Origin of the sequence: Pseudomonas sp. M1 (genome assembly GCF_022760135.1) — a bacterium.
Classification (GTDB): Bacteria; Pseudomonadota; Gammaproteobacteria; order Pseudomonadales; family Pseudomonadaceae; genus Pseudomonas; species Pseudomonas citronellolis.
Genome location: NZ_CP094343.1, coordinates 703,107 through 718,978, shown reverse-complemented (window position 1 = coordinate 718,978; position 15,872 = coordinate 703,107). Strand labels below are relative to the sequence as shown.

At 68.5% G+C, this 15,872-nt stretch carries 15 protein-coding genes; 10 read left to right on the top strand and 5 right to left on the bottom strand.

The window, feature by feature from the left end:
- Positions 1 to 24 precede the first annotated feature (24 nt).
- On the top strand, positions 25 to 1,236 hold the full coding sequence (locus tag PM1_RS03110; RefSeq protein WP_009613173.1) for an MFS transporter: 1,212 nt from the start codon (positions 25 to 27) through the stop codon (positions 1,234 to 1,236).
- A gap of 376 nt (positions 1,237 to 1,612) precedes the next feature.
- On the opposite strand, the gene PM1_RS03105 is transcribed toward PM1_RS03110, so the two are convergent.
- The 3 genes from PM1_RS03105 to PM1_RS03095 are packed head-to-tail and all read right to left on the bottom strand — an operon-like array spanning position 1,613 to position 4,216.
- On the bottom strand, positions 1,613 to 1,759 hold the full coding sequence (locus PM1_RS03105) for a DUF2474 domain-containing protein (RefSeq protein ID WP_009613174.1): 147 nt from the start codon (positions 1,757 to 1,759) through the stop codon (positions 1,613 to 1,615).
- Between the two features lie 10 nt (positions 1,760 to 1,769).
- Positions 1,770 to 2,777 carry a cytochrome d ubiquinol oxidase subunit II gene (cydB, locus tag PM1_RS03100; protein ID WP_009613175.1) on the bottom strand — a complete coding sequence of 336 codons (1,008 nt, stop codon included), beginning with the start codon at positions 2,775 to 2,777 and terminating at the stop codon, positions 1,770 to 1,772.
- A 2-nt stretch (positions 2,778 to 2,779) separates the two neighbouring features.
- On the bottom strand, positions 2,780 to 4,216 hold the full coding sequence (locus tag PM1_RS03095; protein WP_009613176.1) for a cytochrome ubiquinol oxidase subunit I: 1,437 nt from the start codon (positions 4,214 to 4,216) through the stop codon (positions 2,780 to 2,782).
- Between the two features lie 426 nt (positions 4,217 to 4,642).
- Here PM1_RS03095 and PM1_RS03090 point away from each other — a divergent pair, with 426 nt between their 5' ends.
- From PM1_RS03090 to PM1_RS03050, 9 genes are all read left to right on the top strand, one after another.
- Positions 4,643 to 5,422 (top strand): MetQ/NlpA family ABC transporter substrate-binding protein, encoded by a 780-nt coding sequence (locus tag PM1_RS03090; protein WP_009613177.1) that lies wholly within the window; start codon positions 4,643 to 4,645, stop codon positions 5,420 to 5,422.
- Positions 5,423 to 5,512: 90 nt separating this feature from the next.
- Complete coding sequence (locus tag PM1_RS03085) at positions 5,513 to 6,409, top strand: sigma 54-interacting transcriptional regulator (protein ID WP_009613178.1); 897 nt, start codon at positions 5,513 to 5,515, stop codon at positions 6,407 to 6,409.
- 756 nt (positions 6,410 to 7,165) lie between these two features.
- Positions 7,166 to 9,121, top strand: coding sequence for a choline BCCT transporter BetT (gene betT / locus PM1_RS03080; RefSeq protein ID WP_024128103.1), 1,956 nt, complete (start codon positions 7,166 to 7,168; stop codon positions 9,119 to 9,121).
- A 128-nt stretch (positions 9,122 to 9,249) separates the two neighbouring features.
- Entirely contained in the window at positions 9,250 to 9,756 is a 507-nt protein-coding gene (locus PM1_RS03075; protein WP_009613181.1) for a sigma-70 family RNA polymerase sigma factor, read from the top strand.
- Complete coding sequence (locus PM1_RS03070) at positions 9,753 to 10,721, top strand: FecR domain-containing protein (protein ID WP_009613182.1); 969 nt, start codon at positions 9,753 to 9,755, stop codon at positions 10,719 to 10,721. The genes PM1_RS03075 and PM1_RS03070 overlap by 4 nt, the downstream gene beginning before the upstream one ends.
- A 101-nt stretch (positions 10,722 to 10,822) precedes the next feature.
- On the top strand, positions 10,823 to 13,234 hold the full coding sequence (locus PM1_RS03065) for a TonB-dependent receptor (RefSeq protein ID WP_009613183.1): 2,412 nt from the start codon (positions 10,823 to 10,825) through the stop codon (positions 13,232 to 13,234).
- A gap of 7 nt (positions 13,235 to 13,241) precedes the next feature.
- A complete protein-coding gene (locus PM1_RS03060) occupies positions 13,242 to 14,390 on the top strand; it encodes a PepSY-associated TM helix domain-containing protein (RefSeq protein WP_009613184.1) in 1,149 nt (382 codons plus the stop codon).
- Positions 14,387 to 14,569 carry a hypothetical protein gene (locus PM1_RS03055; RefSeq protein WP_009613185.1) on the top strand — a complete coding sequence of 61 codons (183 nt, stop codon included), beginning with the start codon at positions 14,387 to 14,389 and terminating at the stop codon, positions 14,567 to 14,569. Before PM1_RS03060 ends, PM1_RS03055 begins: the two co-directional genes overlap by 4 nt.
- Positions 14,566 to 15,291: a DUF6796 family protein gene (locus PM1_RS03050; RefSeq protein ID WP_009613186.1), complete on the top strand. Its 726-nt coding sequence runs from the start codon at positions 14,566 to 14,568 to the stop codon at positions 15,289 to 15,291. Before PM1_RS03055 ends, PM1_RS03050 begins: the two co-directional genes overlap by 4 nt.
- Here PM1_RS03050 and PM1_RS03045 read toward each other — a convergent pair.
- Both PM1_RS03045 and PM1_RS03040 read right to left on the bottom strand, forming a co-directional pair.
- Positions 15,279 to 15,644 (bottom strand): type II toxin-antitoxin system VapC family toxin, encoded by a 366-nt coding sequence (locus tag PM1_RS03045; protein ID WP_009613187.1) that lies wholly within the window; start codon positions 15,642 to 15,644, stop codon positions 15,279 to 15,281. The two genes, PM1_RS03050 and PM1_RS03045, sit on opposite strands and share 13 nt — an antisense overlap.
- Positions 15,638 to 15,853 carry a ribbon-helix-helix domain-containing protein gene (locus tag PM1_RS03040; protein ID WP_009613188.1) on the bottom strand — a complete coding sequence of 72 codons (216 nt, stop codon included), beginning with the start codon at positions 15,851 to 15,853 and terminating at the stop codon, positions 15,638 to 15,640. Before PM1_RS03040 ends, PM1_RS03045 begins: the two co-directional genes overlap by 7 nt.
- Between the last annotated feature and the right edge of the window lie 19 nt (positions 15,854 to 15,872).

Genomic DNA, 15,872 nt, shown 5'->3' with positions numbered 1-15,872 from the left:
TCCCTAACCAGTCGTCCGCGCACCATGTCCGCCGAAGCCACCTCGCTGCTCCGCCACCGTCCCTTCCTCGCCTTCTGGCTCGCCCGCGTGTGCACCGCCAGTGGTTTCCAGATGCTTACCGTGGCCATCGGCTGGCACATGTACGAGCTGACCCACAACGTGCTCGACCTCGGCCTGGTGGGCCTGGTGGAGTTCCTGCCGCGGGTGCTGTTCATGCTGCACACCGGGCACGTCGCCGACCGCTACGACCGGCGCAAGGTCGCCGCCCTGTGCCAGGTGGCCCAGGGCCTGGTGGCGCTGGCCCTGGTGCTGGGCGCCAGCACCGGCAACGTGACCCGCGAGATGATCTTCGTGCTGGCCTTCCTGCTCGGCAGCGCGCGTTCCTTCGAGATGCCGACCACCCAGGCGCTGCTGCCGAACATCGTGCCCAGCGCCCTCTTCCCCCGCGCGGTGGCGGCCTCGGCCTCGGCCATGCAGGCGGCGACCATCGCCGCGCCGGCCCTGGGCGGCCTGCTCTACGCCTTCGGCGCCTTCTGGGTGTACGCGCCGACCACGCTGCTGTACTTCATGGCCTGCGCGCTGTCGCTGAGCCTGCAGGCGCGCCGGCAGAACGGCATCCAGGGCAAGGCCAGCCTGCAGTCGCTGATGGCCGGCATCCATTTCATCCGCAGCCGCCCGGACATCTTCGGCGCCATCTCCCTGGACCTGTTCGCCGTGCTGCTGGGCGGCGCCACCGCGCTGCTGCCGGTGTTCGCCAAGGACATCCTGCTCACCGGCCCCTGGGGCCTGGGCCTGCTGCGCTCGGCACCAGCGCTGGGCGCGCTGCTGATGTCGTTCTGGCTGGCGCGCTTCCCCATCGAGCGCAACGTCGGGCGCATCATGTTCCTGGCCGTGGGCATCTTCGGCGTGGCGACCATCGCCTTCGGCCTGTCCACCTCCTTCTGGCTGTCCCTGGGCGTGCTGGTGGTGCTGGGCGCGGCGGACATGATCAGCATGGTGATCCGCGGCGCCTTCGTGCAGCTGGAAACCCCGGACGAGATGCGCGGCCGCGTCAGCGCGGTGAACGGGCTGTTCATCGGCGCCAGCAACCAGCTCGGCGAGTTCGAGTCGGGGCTGACAGCGCACTGGTTCGGCACGGTGCCGGCGGTGGTTATTGGCGGCGTGGGGACGCTGGTTGTTACCGGGGCGTGGATGAAGCTGTTTCCGACGTTGGCGCAGCGGGACAAGTTGCACTGAAGCGCTCTTCGTAGGAGCGAGCTTGCTCGCGAACGGCGTTTCCCTGTCGCTACAGCGCCTGAGGTTGACTCCGCTCCCTCTCCCTAACCATCACCCTGAAGGGAGAGGGGACCGTTGGGCAGAGTCGGGCGTTCTGGAGTTAGCCGGCAGGTATGGTGTTTCCGGCGGAAACCATATCGTTCTCGGCACGGACTAGCCCCCTCTCCCTTCAGGGAGAGGGCTGGGGAGAGGGCGCTCTGAAACCCGAACTCCAGAATCGCCGGGGAACTCTGTTCGCGAGCAAGCTCGCTCCTACGAAAAGCCCAAAAGCCCCCCAATAAAAAAGCCCCCGCCAAAGCGAGGGCTACAGGCACCCGAAGGCGCCCAAGTGGGAGTCTCAGTGCGGCGTCCCCAACCCCGCCGCATTCATCAGCAGGCGCATCAGCCAGGCCGCCACGCCCAGAGCGGCGACGCTGCCCGCCCAGATCAGCACCAGCCAACCCAGGCGCTTGTACAGTGGCGCTTTCACGGTTTGCGGTTTCATCGCCTGACCCTCAGTGGTAGCCATCGCCGTGCTTCACCTTGCCGCGGAACACGTAGTAGCTCCAGGCGGTGTAGCCGAGGATGAAGGGGATGATGAACAGCGCGCCCACCAGCATGAAGCCCTGGCTCTGCGGCGGCGCCGAGGCGGCCTGGATGCTCACCCCCGGCGGGATGATGTTCGGCCACAGGCTGATGCCCAGGCCGCTGTAGCCGAGGAAGATCAGCACCAGGGTGAGCACGAAGGGCTGCGCGTTGTCGTTGCGCGCCACCGAGCGCAGCAGGGCGTAAAAGGTCAGCAGCACCAGCAGCGGCACCGGGGCGAACCAGAACAGGTTGGGCAGGCTGAACCAGCGCTGGGCGATCTCGGCGTGGGCCAGCGGCGTCCACAGGCTGACGATGCCGATCACCGCCAGCAGCACCAGCGCCAGCGGCCGCGCCAGGTCGTGCATGCGCTCCTGCAGCTTGCCTTCGGTCTTCATGATCAGCCAGGTGCAGCCCAGCAGGCTGTAGGCGACGATCAGGCCCAGGCCGCAGAACAGCGGGAAGGGCGCCAGCCAGGCCAGCGAGTCGCCGGCGTACTGCCCGTCGACCACCGGCAGGCCCTCGATGAAGGCGCCCAGCGCCACGCCCTGGAAGAAGGTCGCCGCCAGCGAGCCGCCGATGAAGGCCTTGTCCCAGATGTGCCGCTTGTGCGCCTTGGCCTTGAAGCGGAACTCGAAGGCCACGCCGCGGAAGATCAGCCCCACCAGCATCAGCACCAGCGGCAGGTACAGCGCCGAGAGCACCACCGAGTAGGCCATCGGGAAGGCGCCGAACAGCCCCGCGCCGCCGAGCACCAGCCAGGTCTCGTTGCCGTCCCACACCGGAGCCACCGTGTTCATCATCACGTCGCGGTCGCGCTCGTCCTTGAAGAACGGGTAGAGCATGCCGATGCCGAGGTCGAAACCGTCCATCACCACGTACATCATCACGCCGAAGATGATGATCACCGCCCAGATCAGCGGAAGGTCGATACCCATGCTCAGTTCCTCCCCGCCGGATGGTCGTCATCCTCGTCGAAGCCCTCGGCGGTGGCCGACAGCGGCCGCGCCGCGGTGCGCTGGCGACCGGCGCCGCCCTCGTTGTGCTCGCGGCCCTCGTCGGTGACCGGGCCCTTGCGCACCAGGCGCATCATGTAGCCGATGCCCACGCCGAACAGCGAGAAGTACACCAGCACGAACATCACCAGGGTCAGGCTCATCTGCAGGGTGCTGTGGTTGGACACGCCGTCGGCGGTGCGCATCAGCCCGTAGACCACCCAGGGCTGGCGGCCGACCTCGGTGGTGAACCAGCCGGCGAGCAGCGCCAGCAGCCCCGAGGGGCCCATCCACAGCACCAGGCGCAGGAAGGCGCGGTTGCGGTACAGCCCCTCGCGCCAGCGCAGCCACAGGCTCCAGACGCCGACCAGGATCATCAGCATGCCCAGGCCGGCCATGACGCGGAACGACCAGAAGACGATGGTGGAGTTGGGCCGGTCCTCGCGCGGGAAGTCCTTCAGCGCCGGGATCGGCTCGGTCAGGCTGTGGCGCAGGATCAGGCTGCCGAGCACCGGGATCTCGACCTTGAAGCGGGTTTCCTCGCGCTGCATGTCCGGCCAGCCGAACAGGATCAGCGGCGTCGGGCCGCCCTCGGCGTTGTCCCAGTGGCCCTCGATGGCGGCGATCTTCGCCGGCTGGTGCTCCAGGGTGTTCAGCCCGTGGGCGTCGCCGATCATGGCCTGGATGGGCGCTACCAGCAGCGCCATCCACATGGCCATGGAGAGCATCTTGCGGATCGCCGGGTTGTCGCGCCCGCGCAGCAGGTGCCAGGCCGCCGAGGCGCCGACGAAGAAGGCGGTGGCGAGGAAGGCGGCGATGGACATGTGCAGCAGGCGATAGGGGAAGGACGGGTTGAAGATCACCGCCAGCCAGTCCACCGGGATCACCCGCCCGTCGACGACCTCGAAGCCCTGCGGCGTCTGCATCCAGCTGTTGGAGGCGAGGATCCAGAAGGTCGACATCAGCGTGCCCAGCGCCACCATCACCGTGGCGAAGAAGTGCAGGCCCGGGCCGACGCGGTTCCAGCCGAACAGCATCACGCCGAGAAAGCCCGCCTCGAGGAAGAACGCGGTCAGCACCTCGTAAGTCAGCAAGGGCCCGGTGATGCTCCCGGCGTAGGCGGAGAAGTGGCTCCAGTTGGTGCCGAACTGGTAGGCCATCACCAGCCCGGAGACCACGCCCATGCCGAAGTTGACCGCGAATATCTTCGACCAGAAGTGATAGAGGTCGCGGTAGACCTCCTGGCCGCTCTTCAGCCACAGCCCTTCGAGCACGGCCAGGTAACTGGCCAGGCCGATGGTGATGGCGGGGAAGATGATGTGGAAGGAGACGGTAAAGGCGAACTGCATACGCGCCAGTTCCAACGCCTCTAGACCCAACATGACGTTTCCTCTTCAGGGTGACGCCCGTCGTCGCACGCAGCGGGCAACTCGCCGGCCCACGGGAGCCGACAGTTTCAGTGGTGATCCTGGAATCGGATTCTTGTTCGGGCCGGCGGACCTGTGGTCGCGGCGGTACGCCAAGCAAAGACTAGCAGGGCATGCATTGACGCAGCTCAAGAAAGCCCGTCGATGGTACCCCCGGCCCCGGAAAATGCCGCCGTGGCGGGTTGCCGCGCGGCAGCTTGCCTCAGTCTGAATATGAATTTCAGTCATATAAAAATGAATAAATAATATTTTAATGGAATAAAAAATCCCGGTAGCTTTCGCTCCAACGGCGCCCGCAGAGGCGCCGGAGCCAACCCCCGCCGCCCGCGTCGCCGCCACGAGCGCGACCTGCCCGGCACGCTGCCCTACAAGGACGCCGTCATGAACAAACTGCTGCTCATCACTGCCCTCGCCGCCGCCTTCAGCGCCTCGGTCAACGCCAACGAGAAACTGGTGGTGGCCGCCACTCCGGTGCCCCACGCGGAAATCCTCGAGCTGATCAAGCCGACCCTGGCCAAGGAAGGGGTGGACCTGGAGGTCAAGGTCTTCACCGACTACGTGCAGCCCAATGTGCAGGTGGCCGAGAAGCGCCTGGACGCCAACTACTTCCAGACCAAGCCGTACCTGGACAACTTCAACAAGGGCAAGGGCACCGACCTGGTCACCGTGACCGGCGTGCACGTCGAGCCCTTCGGCGGCTACTCGAAGAAGTACAAGTCCCTGGCCGAGCTGCCCGACGGCGCCACCGTGGCCCTGCCCAACGAGGGCAGCAACAGCGGTCGCGCCCTGCTCCTGCTGCAGAAGGCCGGCGTCATCAAGCTGAAGGACCCGCACAACGCCCTGGCCACGCCGAAAGACATTGCCGAGAACCCCAAGCACCTGAAGTTCAAGGAGCTGGAATCGGCCCTGCTGCCGCGCGTGCTGGACCAGGTCGACCTGGACCTGATCAACACCAACTACGCCCTGGAAGCCAAGCTCAACCCGGTGAAGGACGCCCTGATCCTCGAAGACCGCAACTCGCCCTACGTGAACTACCTGGTGGCGCGCCCGGACAACAAGGACAGCGACGCCCTGAAGAAACTCTCCGCGGCCCTGACCAGCCCGGAAGTGAAGGCCTTCATCGAGAAGAAATACGACGGCGCGGTGATCCCTGCCTTCTGATCGATGCCCAGCCGGCGGCGCCGCGCAGCGCCGCCCATCCCCCACGCCGGTGAGCATCCGCACCGGCGTTTTCATTTCGAGATCGCGCAGATGAAAGTCCCCCAACCGCTGCTGACCTTCCCCGACGCCGACAAGAGCCCGCTGAGCATCCGCGCCAAGGCGCTGGTGTTCTTCGACCCGCGTTCGCACCAGGTGCGCGACGAGGTCGAGCGCCTGGCCCCGGGCCTGCAGCCGGTGCTGATCCGCGGCGAGACCGGCACCGGCAAGGAACTGCTGGCCCGGCACATCCACCGCGCCAGCGAGCGCCCCGGGCTGTTCGTCGCGGTCAGCTGCAGCGCGCTGAGCCGCAACTTCGCCGAGGCCGAGCTGTTCGGCTACGCCCCCGGCGCCCACAACGGCCCGGTGGGCAGCCGCGCCGGCTGGCTGGGCTCGGCCAACGGCGGCACCCTGTACCTGGACGAGATCGCCGACCTGCCGCTGGCCTTGCAGGAAAAACTCCTGCGCGTGCTGCAGGAACGCGAAGTGCTGCGCGTCGGCGCCCGCGAACCGATCCCGGTGGACGTGCGCCTGGTGGTGGCTACCAGCATCGACCTGGGCCAGGCGGTGGCGGCCGGCAAGTTCCTCGAACCGCTGCGGCAATACCTGGTGGACGGCGACCTGGAACTGCCGCCGCTGCGCCAGCGCATCGGCGACATCCTGCCATTGGCCGAATACTTCCTCGGCATCCACGCCCAGCGCCTGGACCTGCCGGTGCCGCACATCGGCGAAGCGACCCAGGCGGCGCTGGAAGCCTACCCCTGGCCGGGCAACATCCGCGAGCTGGAGAACGTCATCCACTTCGCCCTGCTGGTCAGCCCGGGAGCGGAAATCCAGCCGCAGCACCTGAACCTGCCCGACGCCGCGCCGGCGGACCTGCGCCAGTTGCTGCGCCGGCCCGGCGTGCGCGAGCAGTTGCGCGCGTTATTGGAAGAAGACCCGCTCCCGTAACGCCGAGCTGCTCTTCTGCTCGCCTGCAATGTAGGAGCAACTGTCTTGCAAGCCGCGCCGGGGCGCTTTTCGTAGGATGGTGTTGAGCGAAGCGATACCCATCAGCGCAACCGCATGGGTTTCGCAAGCTCAACCCATCCTACGAAAAGCTATGCGCGCTCCTGCAAGGAGCTCGGCCCCCGCGAAAAAGCGTCTCATAAGCCCTGAACGTCCGTGAAAAGCGACGAATGGTCGCAGTGAAACGATTCGCCTACCCCGCCGCCGGCAGCAGGGAATCCTGATGGAAAGGTCAAAAACAGGAATTTCTCTGACATTTACATAAAAAAGCAGCCTCATCGACCACTTCGATACCGATCATCAGGCGCATCAACTTCTTTTTGTCATGAAGATCAGGGAAAATGGCTGTCAGGCAGTCGGGACCCAATTTCCCCGGCGCCTTTGGAGACTATCGTGACCAGCTTTGCCGCTCTTGCCAGCTTTTTCGCCGCCACCGCTTTCCTCAACGTACCTCAGCAGGTCGATCCGGAACGCCGTGAAGTCCGCCGCGTGAAGCGCCGCCGCAAGTAAAGCAGTACCCGCTCCGCTCGGCCCCCGCACGGGGCCGGCGGCGGGACCATCGGTCCCGAGGATTGGCCCTGGCACGGCCTTTCGTGTTTATATTGATTGGTTGATCAATTAAAAACACGAGGAACCCCGCCCGTTTTGTCCGCCGTTCCCTCCCCCTCCGTCACCGCGCCACCCACCCCCGCCATGCGCATGAACCCACCGGTCTTCTACGGTGCGGCAGCGCTGATCCTGCTGTTCGTCGCCCTGGTCATCGGCTTTCCCGCCGAGGCCGGCCAATGGCTGCTCGACGCCCAGGCCTGGGCCGCCGCCAACGTCGGCTGGTACTACCTGCTGGCGATGACGCTGTACCTGATCTTCGTGGTGGTCACCGCGCTTTCCGGCTACGGGAAGATCAAGCTCGGTGCCGACCACGACGAGCCGGAATTCAGCTACCTGTCCTGGGCCGGCATGCTGTTCGCCGCGGGCATCAGCATCACCCTGTTCTTCTTCTGCGTGTCCGAGCCGCTGACGCACTTCCTGCAGCCGCCCCAGGGCGCGGCCGGCGGCGCCGAGGCCGCGCGCCAGGCCATGCAGCTGCTGTTCCTGCACTGGGGCCTGCACGGCTGGGGCGTGTTCGCCCTGGTGGCCATGGCCCTGGCCTACTTCGCCTACCGCCACAACCTGCCGCTGGCGCTGCGCTCGGCGCTGTACCCGCTGATCGGCAAGCGCATCAACGGGCCCATCGGCTACACCGTGGACTGCTTCGGCATCGTCGCCACCGTGTTCGGCCTGGGCGCGGACATGGGCTTCGGCGTGCTGCAGCTCAACGCCGGGCTCGACTACCTGTTCGGCGTGGCCCACAGCCACCCGGTGCAGATGACGCTGATCGCCCTGATGATGGGCGCGGCCATCGCCGTGGCGGTGTCCGGCGTGGACAAGGGCATCCGCCTGCTGTCCGACATCAACATGCTGCTGGCCTGCGGCCTGCTGCTGTTCGTGCTGTTCGCCGGGCCCACCCAGCACCTGCTCAACACCCTGGTGCAGAACATCGGCGACTACCTGGGCGCGCTGCCGACCAAGAGCTTCGACCTCTACGCCTATGGCGAGGGCGGCGACTGGCTGGGCGGCTGGACGGTGTTCTACTGGGCCTGGTGGATCGCCTGGGCGCCCTTCGTCGGTCTGTTCATCGCGCGCATCTCCCGTGGGCGGACCATCCGCGAATTCGTCTTCGGCGTGCTGTTCATCCCCCTGGGCTTCACCCTGGCGTGGATGTCGATCTTCGGCAACAGCGCCCTGGACCAGGTGCTCAACCACGGCGCCGTCGAACTCGGCCGGGTGGCCATGGCGGAGCCCCAGATGGCGCTCTACCAGCTGCTGCAGGACTACCCCGGCAGCCGCGCGCTGATCGCCGTGACCGTGCTGGTCAGCTTCGTGTTCTTCGTCACCTCGGCCGACTCCGGCACCGTGGTGCTCTCCACCCTCTCCGCCCGCGGCGGCAGCGCCGACGACGACGGGCCCAAGTGGCTGCGGGTGTTCTGGGGCCTGGCCACCGCGCTGGTCACCGGCGGCCTGCTGTTCGCCGGCAGCATCGACGCGCTCAAATCAGCGGTGGTGCTCACCTCGCTGCCCTTCTCGCTGATCCTGCTGCTGATGATGTGGGGCCTGCACAAGGCCTTCTACCTCGAATCCCAGCGCCAGCGCGCGCGCAGCCACTCCCTGGCGCCGCCGCTGGCGGCCAAGGCCGGCGGCTGGAAGCGGCGCATCTCCCAGGCCGTGCACTTCCCCACCCGCGACGAGGTGTACCGCTTCCTGGCGGACGTGGTCAGCCCGGCGATGGCCGAGGTGGCGGAGGTGTTCCGCGACAAGGGCCTGCAGGTGGACGCCGACCTCGACCCGGGCAACCTGGAGCTGAGCCTGGAGATCGGCCACGGCGAGCAGCACCCGTTCTACTATCAGGTATCGATGCGCGGCTACTTCACGCCGTCCTTCGCCCGCGCCGGCATGGGCGGCCTGCACCTGAAGAACCGCCGCTACTTCCGCGCCGAGGTGCACCTGGCCGAGGGCAGCCAGGACTACGACCTGATGGGCTACGGCAAGGAGCAGATCATCAACGACATGCTCGACCAGTACGAGCGGCACCTGCAGTTCCTGCATCTGGTCCGCTGAGAAGCCGTCTACGATCCGCCATGCGTCGGCATGGCTGCGTAGACAGTTTCCAGACGCGACCAAGGGAGGCCTGGAAATAGGCAATTGATAGTGATTATCATTGGCCATTCTTTTTCCAGGCCATTCCCATGTCGGCGACCGTCCTCAACCCACAGCACGCCCTGCGCGACCTCTACAGCGAGCACCACGGCTGGCTGCACGGCTGGCTGCGGCGCCGCCTGGGCAACGCCTGCGATGCCGCCGACCTGGCCCAGGACACCTTCGTCCGCGTGCTGCGCGCGCGCAACGCCAGCGAAATCCGCGAGCCACGCGACTACCTGGCCACCGTCGCCCGCGGCCTGATGGTCGACCACTTTCGCCGCCGCGCGCTGGAACAGGCCTACCTGGAAGCCCTGGCCAGCCTGCCGGAAGACGAGCAGCCCTCGCCGGAGACCCAGGCCCTGCTGTTCGAGGCGCTGATGGAGATCGACCGCCTGCTCGACGGCCTGGGCGCCAAGGTCAAGCGCAGCTTCCTGCTGGCCCAGGTGGAAGGCCTGACCTACGCCGAGATCGCCGAGCGCCAGGGCATTTCCCTGCGCACGGTGAACAACCACATGGCCAAGGCCATGGAACACTGCTGCCTGATGCTGCCATGAGCACCGCCACTCCCAGCGAGACCGAGCGCCAGGCCATCCGCGCCGCGGCCCAGTGGTACGCGCGCCTCTATTCCGGCCAGGCCAGCGATGCCGACCGCAACGCCTGGCAGCACTGGTACGCCGCCAGCGCCGAGCACCAGCGCGCCTGGGCCCGGGTGGAGCAGGTGCGCCAGCAGTTCGCCCGGGTGCCGGGGCAACTAGCCGGACCGACGCTGAGCGCCCGCGCGCTGTCGCGGCGGCAGATGCTCGGCGGCCTGGGCAGCCTCGCCCTGGGCCTGCCTCTGGCCTGGCTGGCCTGGCGCGACACGCCTTGGCAGGCCTGGCTGGCCGACTACCGCAGCGCAGTCGGTGAACGCCGCGAAGTCACCCTGGCCGACGGCTCCTCGCTGACGCTCAACACCGACAGCGCGGTGGACGTGCTCTTCGACCCCGAACAACGCCTGCTGCGTCTGCTGCGCGGGGAAATCTTCGTCAGCACCGCGCCGGACCCCAGCGGCAGCGCGCGGCCCTTCCGCGTGGAGACGCCGCAGGGGCGCATCCTCGCCCTGGGCACCCGCTTCAGCGTGCGCCTGCTCGACGGCCGCACCCGCGTCGCCGTGCTCGACAAGGCCGTGGAAGTCCGCCCCCAGGCCGCGCCGCAGCGCAGCCGCATCCTGCACGGCGGCGAGCAGCTCGACCTCGACGCGCTGGAACTCGGCCAATTGCGGCACAACGACGCCAACACCGCGGCCTGGCTGGCCGGCAGCCTGATCGCCGTGGACCGCCCGCTGGGCGAGCTGCTGGAGGAACTCTCGCGCTACCGCAACGGCGTGCTGCATTGCGACCCGCAGGTGGCCGGCCTGAAGGTCTCCGGCAACTTCCCCATCGGCGACACCGACCTGGCCCTGGCCGCCCTGGAATCCGGCTTCGACCTGCGCATCGTGCGCCATACGCGCTTCTGGATCAGCGTGCAGCCACGCGCCTGAACGCCGGGGGCGAAAAAAATCCGCCCGTCCTTGCACTTTTTTCCGCCCTCGCCCGGCCCCCTCTTATTCCGGGCCATCTGGCCCAACTTGGGGGAGCTTGCATGAACCGCTACACCGCCCCGGCGCCGACCACCGGCAGCCGCTCGTTGCACAAACCGCTGGCCCTGGCCATCGCCCTGGCCCTGGGCGCCGGCGCGCTCGCCGCCACCACGGCCCAGGCCGCGGAAGCCGCGCGCTACGACATCGCCGCCGGCCCGCTGGCCGAGGTGCTCGGGCGCTTCGCCAGCGCCGCCGGGGTGGCCCTGTCGTTCGACGCCGCGCAACTGCGCGGCCGCCAGTCCACCGGCCTGCACGGCAGCTACGACGTCACCGGCGGCTTCAGCGCGCTGCTCGCCGGCAGCGGCCTGGAAGCCGAGCCCCAGGCCAACGGCAGCTACGTGCTGCGGCCACTGCCCACCGACGGCGCCGTGGCCCTGTCGGCCAGCACCATCACCGCCAGCCTCGGCGCCGAGACGCTGCCGCCCGCCTATGCCGGCGGCCAGGTGGCCAGCGGCGCGCGCCTGGGCATGCTGGGCAACGCCGACCTCATGGACACGCCCTTCAGCGTCACCAGCTACACCGCGCAGACCATCGAGGCCCAGCAGGCGCGCAGCGTCGCCGACCTGCTGGTGGCCAACGACCCGTCGGTGCGGGTGGTCGGCGGCCGCGGCGACCTGGTGGACACCTACGTCATCCGCGGTTTCAACGTGAACAACGCCGACGTCGCCCTCAACGGCCTGTACGGCGTGCTGCCCTACTGGCGGGTGCCGATCGAGTTCGCCGAGCGCGTGGAAGTGCTCAAGGGCCCCACCGCCCTGCTCGGCGGCATGTCCCCCGGCGGCAGCGTCGGCGGCACCATCAACCTGGTGCCCAAGCGCGCCGAGGACCAGCCGCTGACCCGCGTCAGCCTGGACTGGACCGACCGCTCGCAGGTCGGCACGCACCTGGACACCGGCCGCCGCTTCGGCGAGGGCAACGCCTTCGGCGTGCGCTTCAACGGCGTGTACCGCAACGGCGACACCGCCATCGACCACCAGAGCCGCGAGTTCCCGCTGATGTCCCTGGCCCTGGACTTCCGCGGCGAGCGCCTGCGCCTGTCCAGCGACCTGCTGTACCAGAAGGAAAGCCTGGAGGGCGTGGTGCGCCCGGTAATCACCGGCACCGCCACCAGCGTCCCCCACGCGCCGGACTCCAAGACGCGCTTCGGCCTGCGCGACTCCTACCTGGACCAGGAGGACTACTCCCTGGTCAACCGCGGCGAGTACGACCTCGGCGACCACCTCACCGCCTTCGCCAGCGTCAGCGGACGGCAGAGCAACTACGAGACCGTCGCCGCCAACAGCATCCTCAACGGCAACCAGGGCGACATCATCAACGGCCTGGCGCGCCAGCGCGCCGACCGCCGCACCTACTCCGGCGAGGCCGGCCTGCGCGGCGACTTCGACACCGGCCCGGTGCGCCACGACTGGACCTTCAGCGCCAACCGCCTGCACGAGCGCGTGGGCATGGTCTACGTGTTCACCGGCATGCAGCCGGGCAGCCTCTACGAGACTTCGCCGCACACGCCGATCCCGGACTTCTCCAGCCTCGACGGCGGCATCCCCAAGACCAACGAAACCGACCTTTCCGGCGTGGCCCTGGCCGACAAGCTGTCGATCCTCGACGAGCGCGTGCAGTTCACCGCCGGCGTGCGCCGGCAGACGGTGCAGTCCAAGGACTACGACCCGTCCAGCGGGGCGCGCACCAACAAGTACGACGAGCACGCCTGGACGCCGATGTTCAGCCTGCTGGTCAAGCCGCTGGACGAGCTGTCGCTGTACGCCAACTACATCCAGGGCCTGAGCCAGGGCGACACCCCGCCCTCCACCGCGGCCAACGCCGGCCAGGCGCTGGCGCCGTACAAGGCCGAGCAGTACGAGGTCGGCGCCAAGTACGAACTGGGCAGCTTCACCACCACCCTGGCGCTGTTCGAGATCAAGAAGCCCAACGCCTTCCTCGACGCCGACAACGTGTTCCGCGCCGACGGCGAGCAGCGCAACCGCGGCATCGAGCTGAGCCTGTTCGGCGAACTGACCGACGACCTGCGCGTGCTGGCCGGCGCCACCTACATCAAGGCCGAGCAGAGCAAGACCGCCAACCCCGCCAGCGAAGGCCAGGACGCCCCCGGCGTGCCGCGGCGCCAGGCCAACCTGGGGCTGAGCTGGGACACCCCGTTCGTCCAGGGGCTGACCCTCGACGGCCGCTGGATCTACACCGGCGCGGCCTACCTGGACACCACCAACGACCTCAAGGTCCCGCACTGGAACCGCGTCGACGTCGGCGCCAGCTACGCCTTCCAGGTCGCCGGCAAGCCGCTGGTGGCGCGGGCCAACCTGGAGAACCTGCTGGCCAAGGACTACTGGACCGCGTCCAACGGCTACATGACCGTCAGCTCGCCGCGCACCCTGTCGCTGTCGCTGACCGCGGACTTCTGAGGCGCCCATGACCGCGAAAGCCCTGCGCACCTGGTACCTGGTGCACAAGTGGACCAGCCTGGTGTCCACGCTGTTCCTCCTGCTGCTGTGCCTGACCGGCTTGCCGCTGATCTTCCACGAGGAGATCGAGCACTACCTGGAACCGCACCCGGAACTCAAGCCGCTGACCGCCGAGTCGCCACGCATCGACTACGACGACGTGGTGGCCCGCGCCCTGGCCGCGCGCCCGGGCGAGGTGGTGCGCTTCGTGGTGTTCGACCCCGACGAGCCGCTGGGCGCGGTGATCACCGCGCCCAGCCTGGTGCCGCCGCCGGAGATCGGCCACGTGCAGCCGTTCGACGCGCGCACCGGCGAGTTCTTCGACCCGGAGCCGCCGCCCGGCGGCTTCATGTACCTGATGCTCAAGCTGCACACCGACCTGTTCATGGGCCTGCCCGGCTACCTGTTCCTCGGCTTCATGGGGCTGCTGCTGGTGGCCTCGCTGGTGTCCGGGGTGGTGGTCTACACGCCGTTCATGCGCAAGCTCGACTTCGCCGCGGTGCGCACCAAACGCAGCCGCCGGGTGAAGTGGCTGGACCTGCACAACATGCTGGGCATCGTCACCCTGGCCTGGGTGCTGGTGGTGGGCGCCACCGGGGTGATCAACACCCTGGCGCTGCCGATCCTCATGCTCTGGCGCAGCGACCAGTTGGCCGACATGACCGCGCCCTACCGCGACGCGCCGCCCATGGCCGACAACGGCTCGCTGCACAAGGCGCTGCAGACCGCCCAGGCGGCGGCACCGGACATGACCATGAGCTTCATCGGCTTCCCCGGCACCCAGTTCAGCAGCCAGCACCACTACGCGGTGTTCATGCACGGCGCCACGCCGCTGACCAAGCGCCTGCTCAAGCCGGCCCTGGTGGACGCGCAGACCGGCGAGCTGACCGACATCCGCGAGATGCCGCTGTACGTGAAGACGCTGTTCCTCTCGCAGCCGCTGCACTTCGGCGACTACGGCGGGCTGCCGCTGAAGATCGTCTGGACGCTGCTCGACCTGGTGGCCATCGTCGTCCTCGGCAGCGGCCTGTACCTGTGGTTCGCGCGGCGCAAGACCATGGAGAAACGCCTGGCCGACCTGCAGGCCGGGCACCTGGCCGCGGAGGGCGAGGCATGAAGCGCAACCTGTGGAGGGTGTTCCGCTGGCCCCTGGCGCTGGCCGTGCTCAGCCTGGTGGGGCTGGTTTCCGCGCTGGTCGGCGACGGCCCCTGGGACGCGCTGTCCTGGTTCGCCCTGGGCGTTCCCCTGGTGGTGATCCTGGCGGCGCTGGCCCGCGCCCGCAGGCCGTCGCCATGAACCCGATCTACAGCGACCGCGCCCTGCGCCTGTGCGGCTACGCCGGACTGCTGGCCGCGGTGTTCTGGATGATCGGCGACGCCGGCCTGCTCGGCGCCCGGGCCAACCTCGCCGACTACCCGCCGCTGCAGGACTACCTGGCGCGGATCAGCTTCGAAGGCCTGGACTACATGCTGCCCAACAGCGAGCCGCGCCTGGCCTTCGGCGCCCTGGTGGCGGTGCTGGCCATGCCGCTGTACCTGCTCGGCGCCTGGCACTGGTTCCTGGTCGCCCGCGGCCAGGGCTGGATGGCCTGGACGCTGTTCGCCCTGCTGGTCTGCGGCAACGCCTACTCGCCGCTGGGGCACGCCGCCTTCTACCACCTGGGGATGGTCTACAAGACCCTCCTGCTGGTGCCGGCGGACGCCCACCCGGCGCTGCTGGCGCTGGGCGAGCAGTTCCACCGCCTGCTGATGATCGCCTGGGTGGCGGCGGTGGGCGGCCTGGTGGCCGGGCTGGCCGTGCTCACCCTGGCCATCGCCTGCGGGCGCACGCGCCTGCCGCGCAGCAGCGCGCTGCTGCTCAACCCGCTGAGCCTCGGGGTGCTGGGCCACTTCGCCCCCGCCGTGCTGGCGGAGCCGCTGGGCACCTGGCTGCGCGGCGCCGGCATCAACATCGGCTGGTTCGTCGCCTACGCCTTCTCCAGCCTGTGGTTCGCCCGGCGCGGAGCTCAGAGCCGGTAGGGCAGGCGCACGCCGGCGTCGTCGACGGGGAAGTCCCTGGTATTGCGGGTGACCAGCAGGCGCCCCTGTACCTCGGCGCTGGCCTTGATGATGGCGTCCGGCAGCTTCACCCGCAGCGCCTGGCGCACCGCCACGGCGCGCTCGGCGACGGGCGCGTCGAGCGGCACCAGGGCGAAGCTGTCGAGGAAGGCGCGGGTGGCCGCGGCGGTGGCGGGCGTGGCGCCGATCATCACCTCCATCCAGGTGACGATGCTGATGGCGGGGTCATCGTAGCGGCGCAACTCGTCGCGGGCCTGCTGGTGGCCGTTGAGGTAGTCGATGAGGATGTTGGTGTCGAACAGCGCCTTCACCATTCCTCGCGCACCTTCTCCTGGTAGGCCAGGCCGTCGCCGGCGCTGCCGTTCCACAGGCCGAAGGCGGCCTCGGCATCCTGCCGGCGGTGCCGGACCAGGTACTCGGCGACCGCCTCGCGGATCAGCGCGGCGCGCGATTGCTGCTGTTGCTCGCCCAGGGCGTTGAGCGCCTCGAGGTGTTCGGCGGGGATGTCGACCAGGGTACGCATGGCGCCCTCCATATGTGAT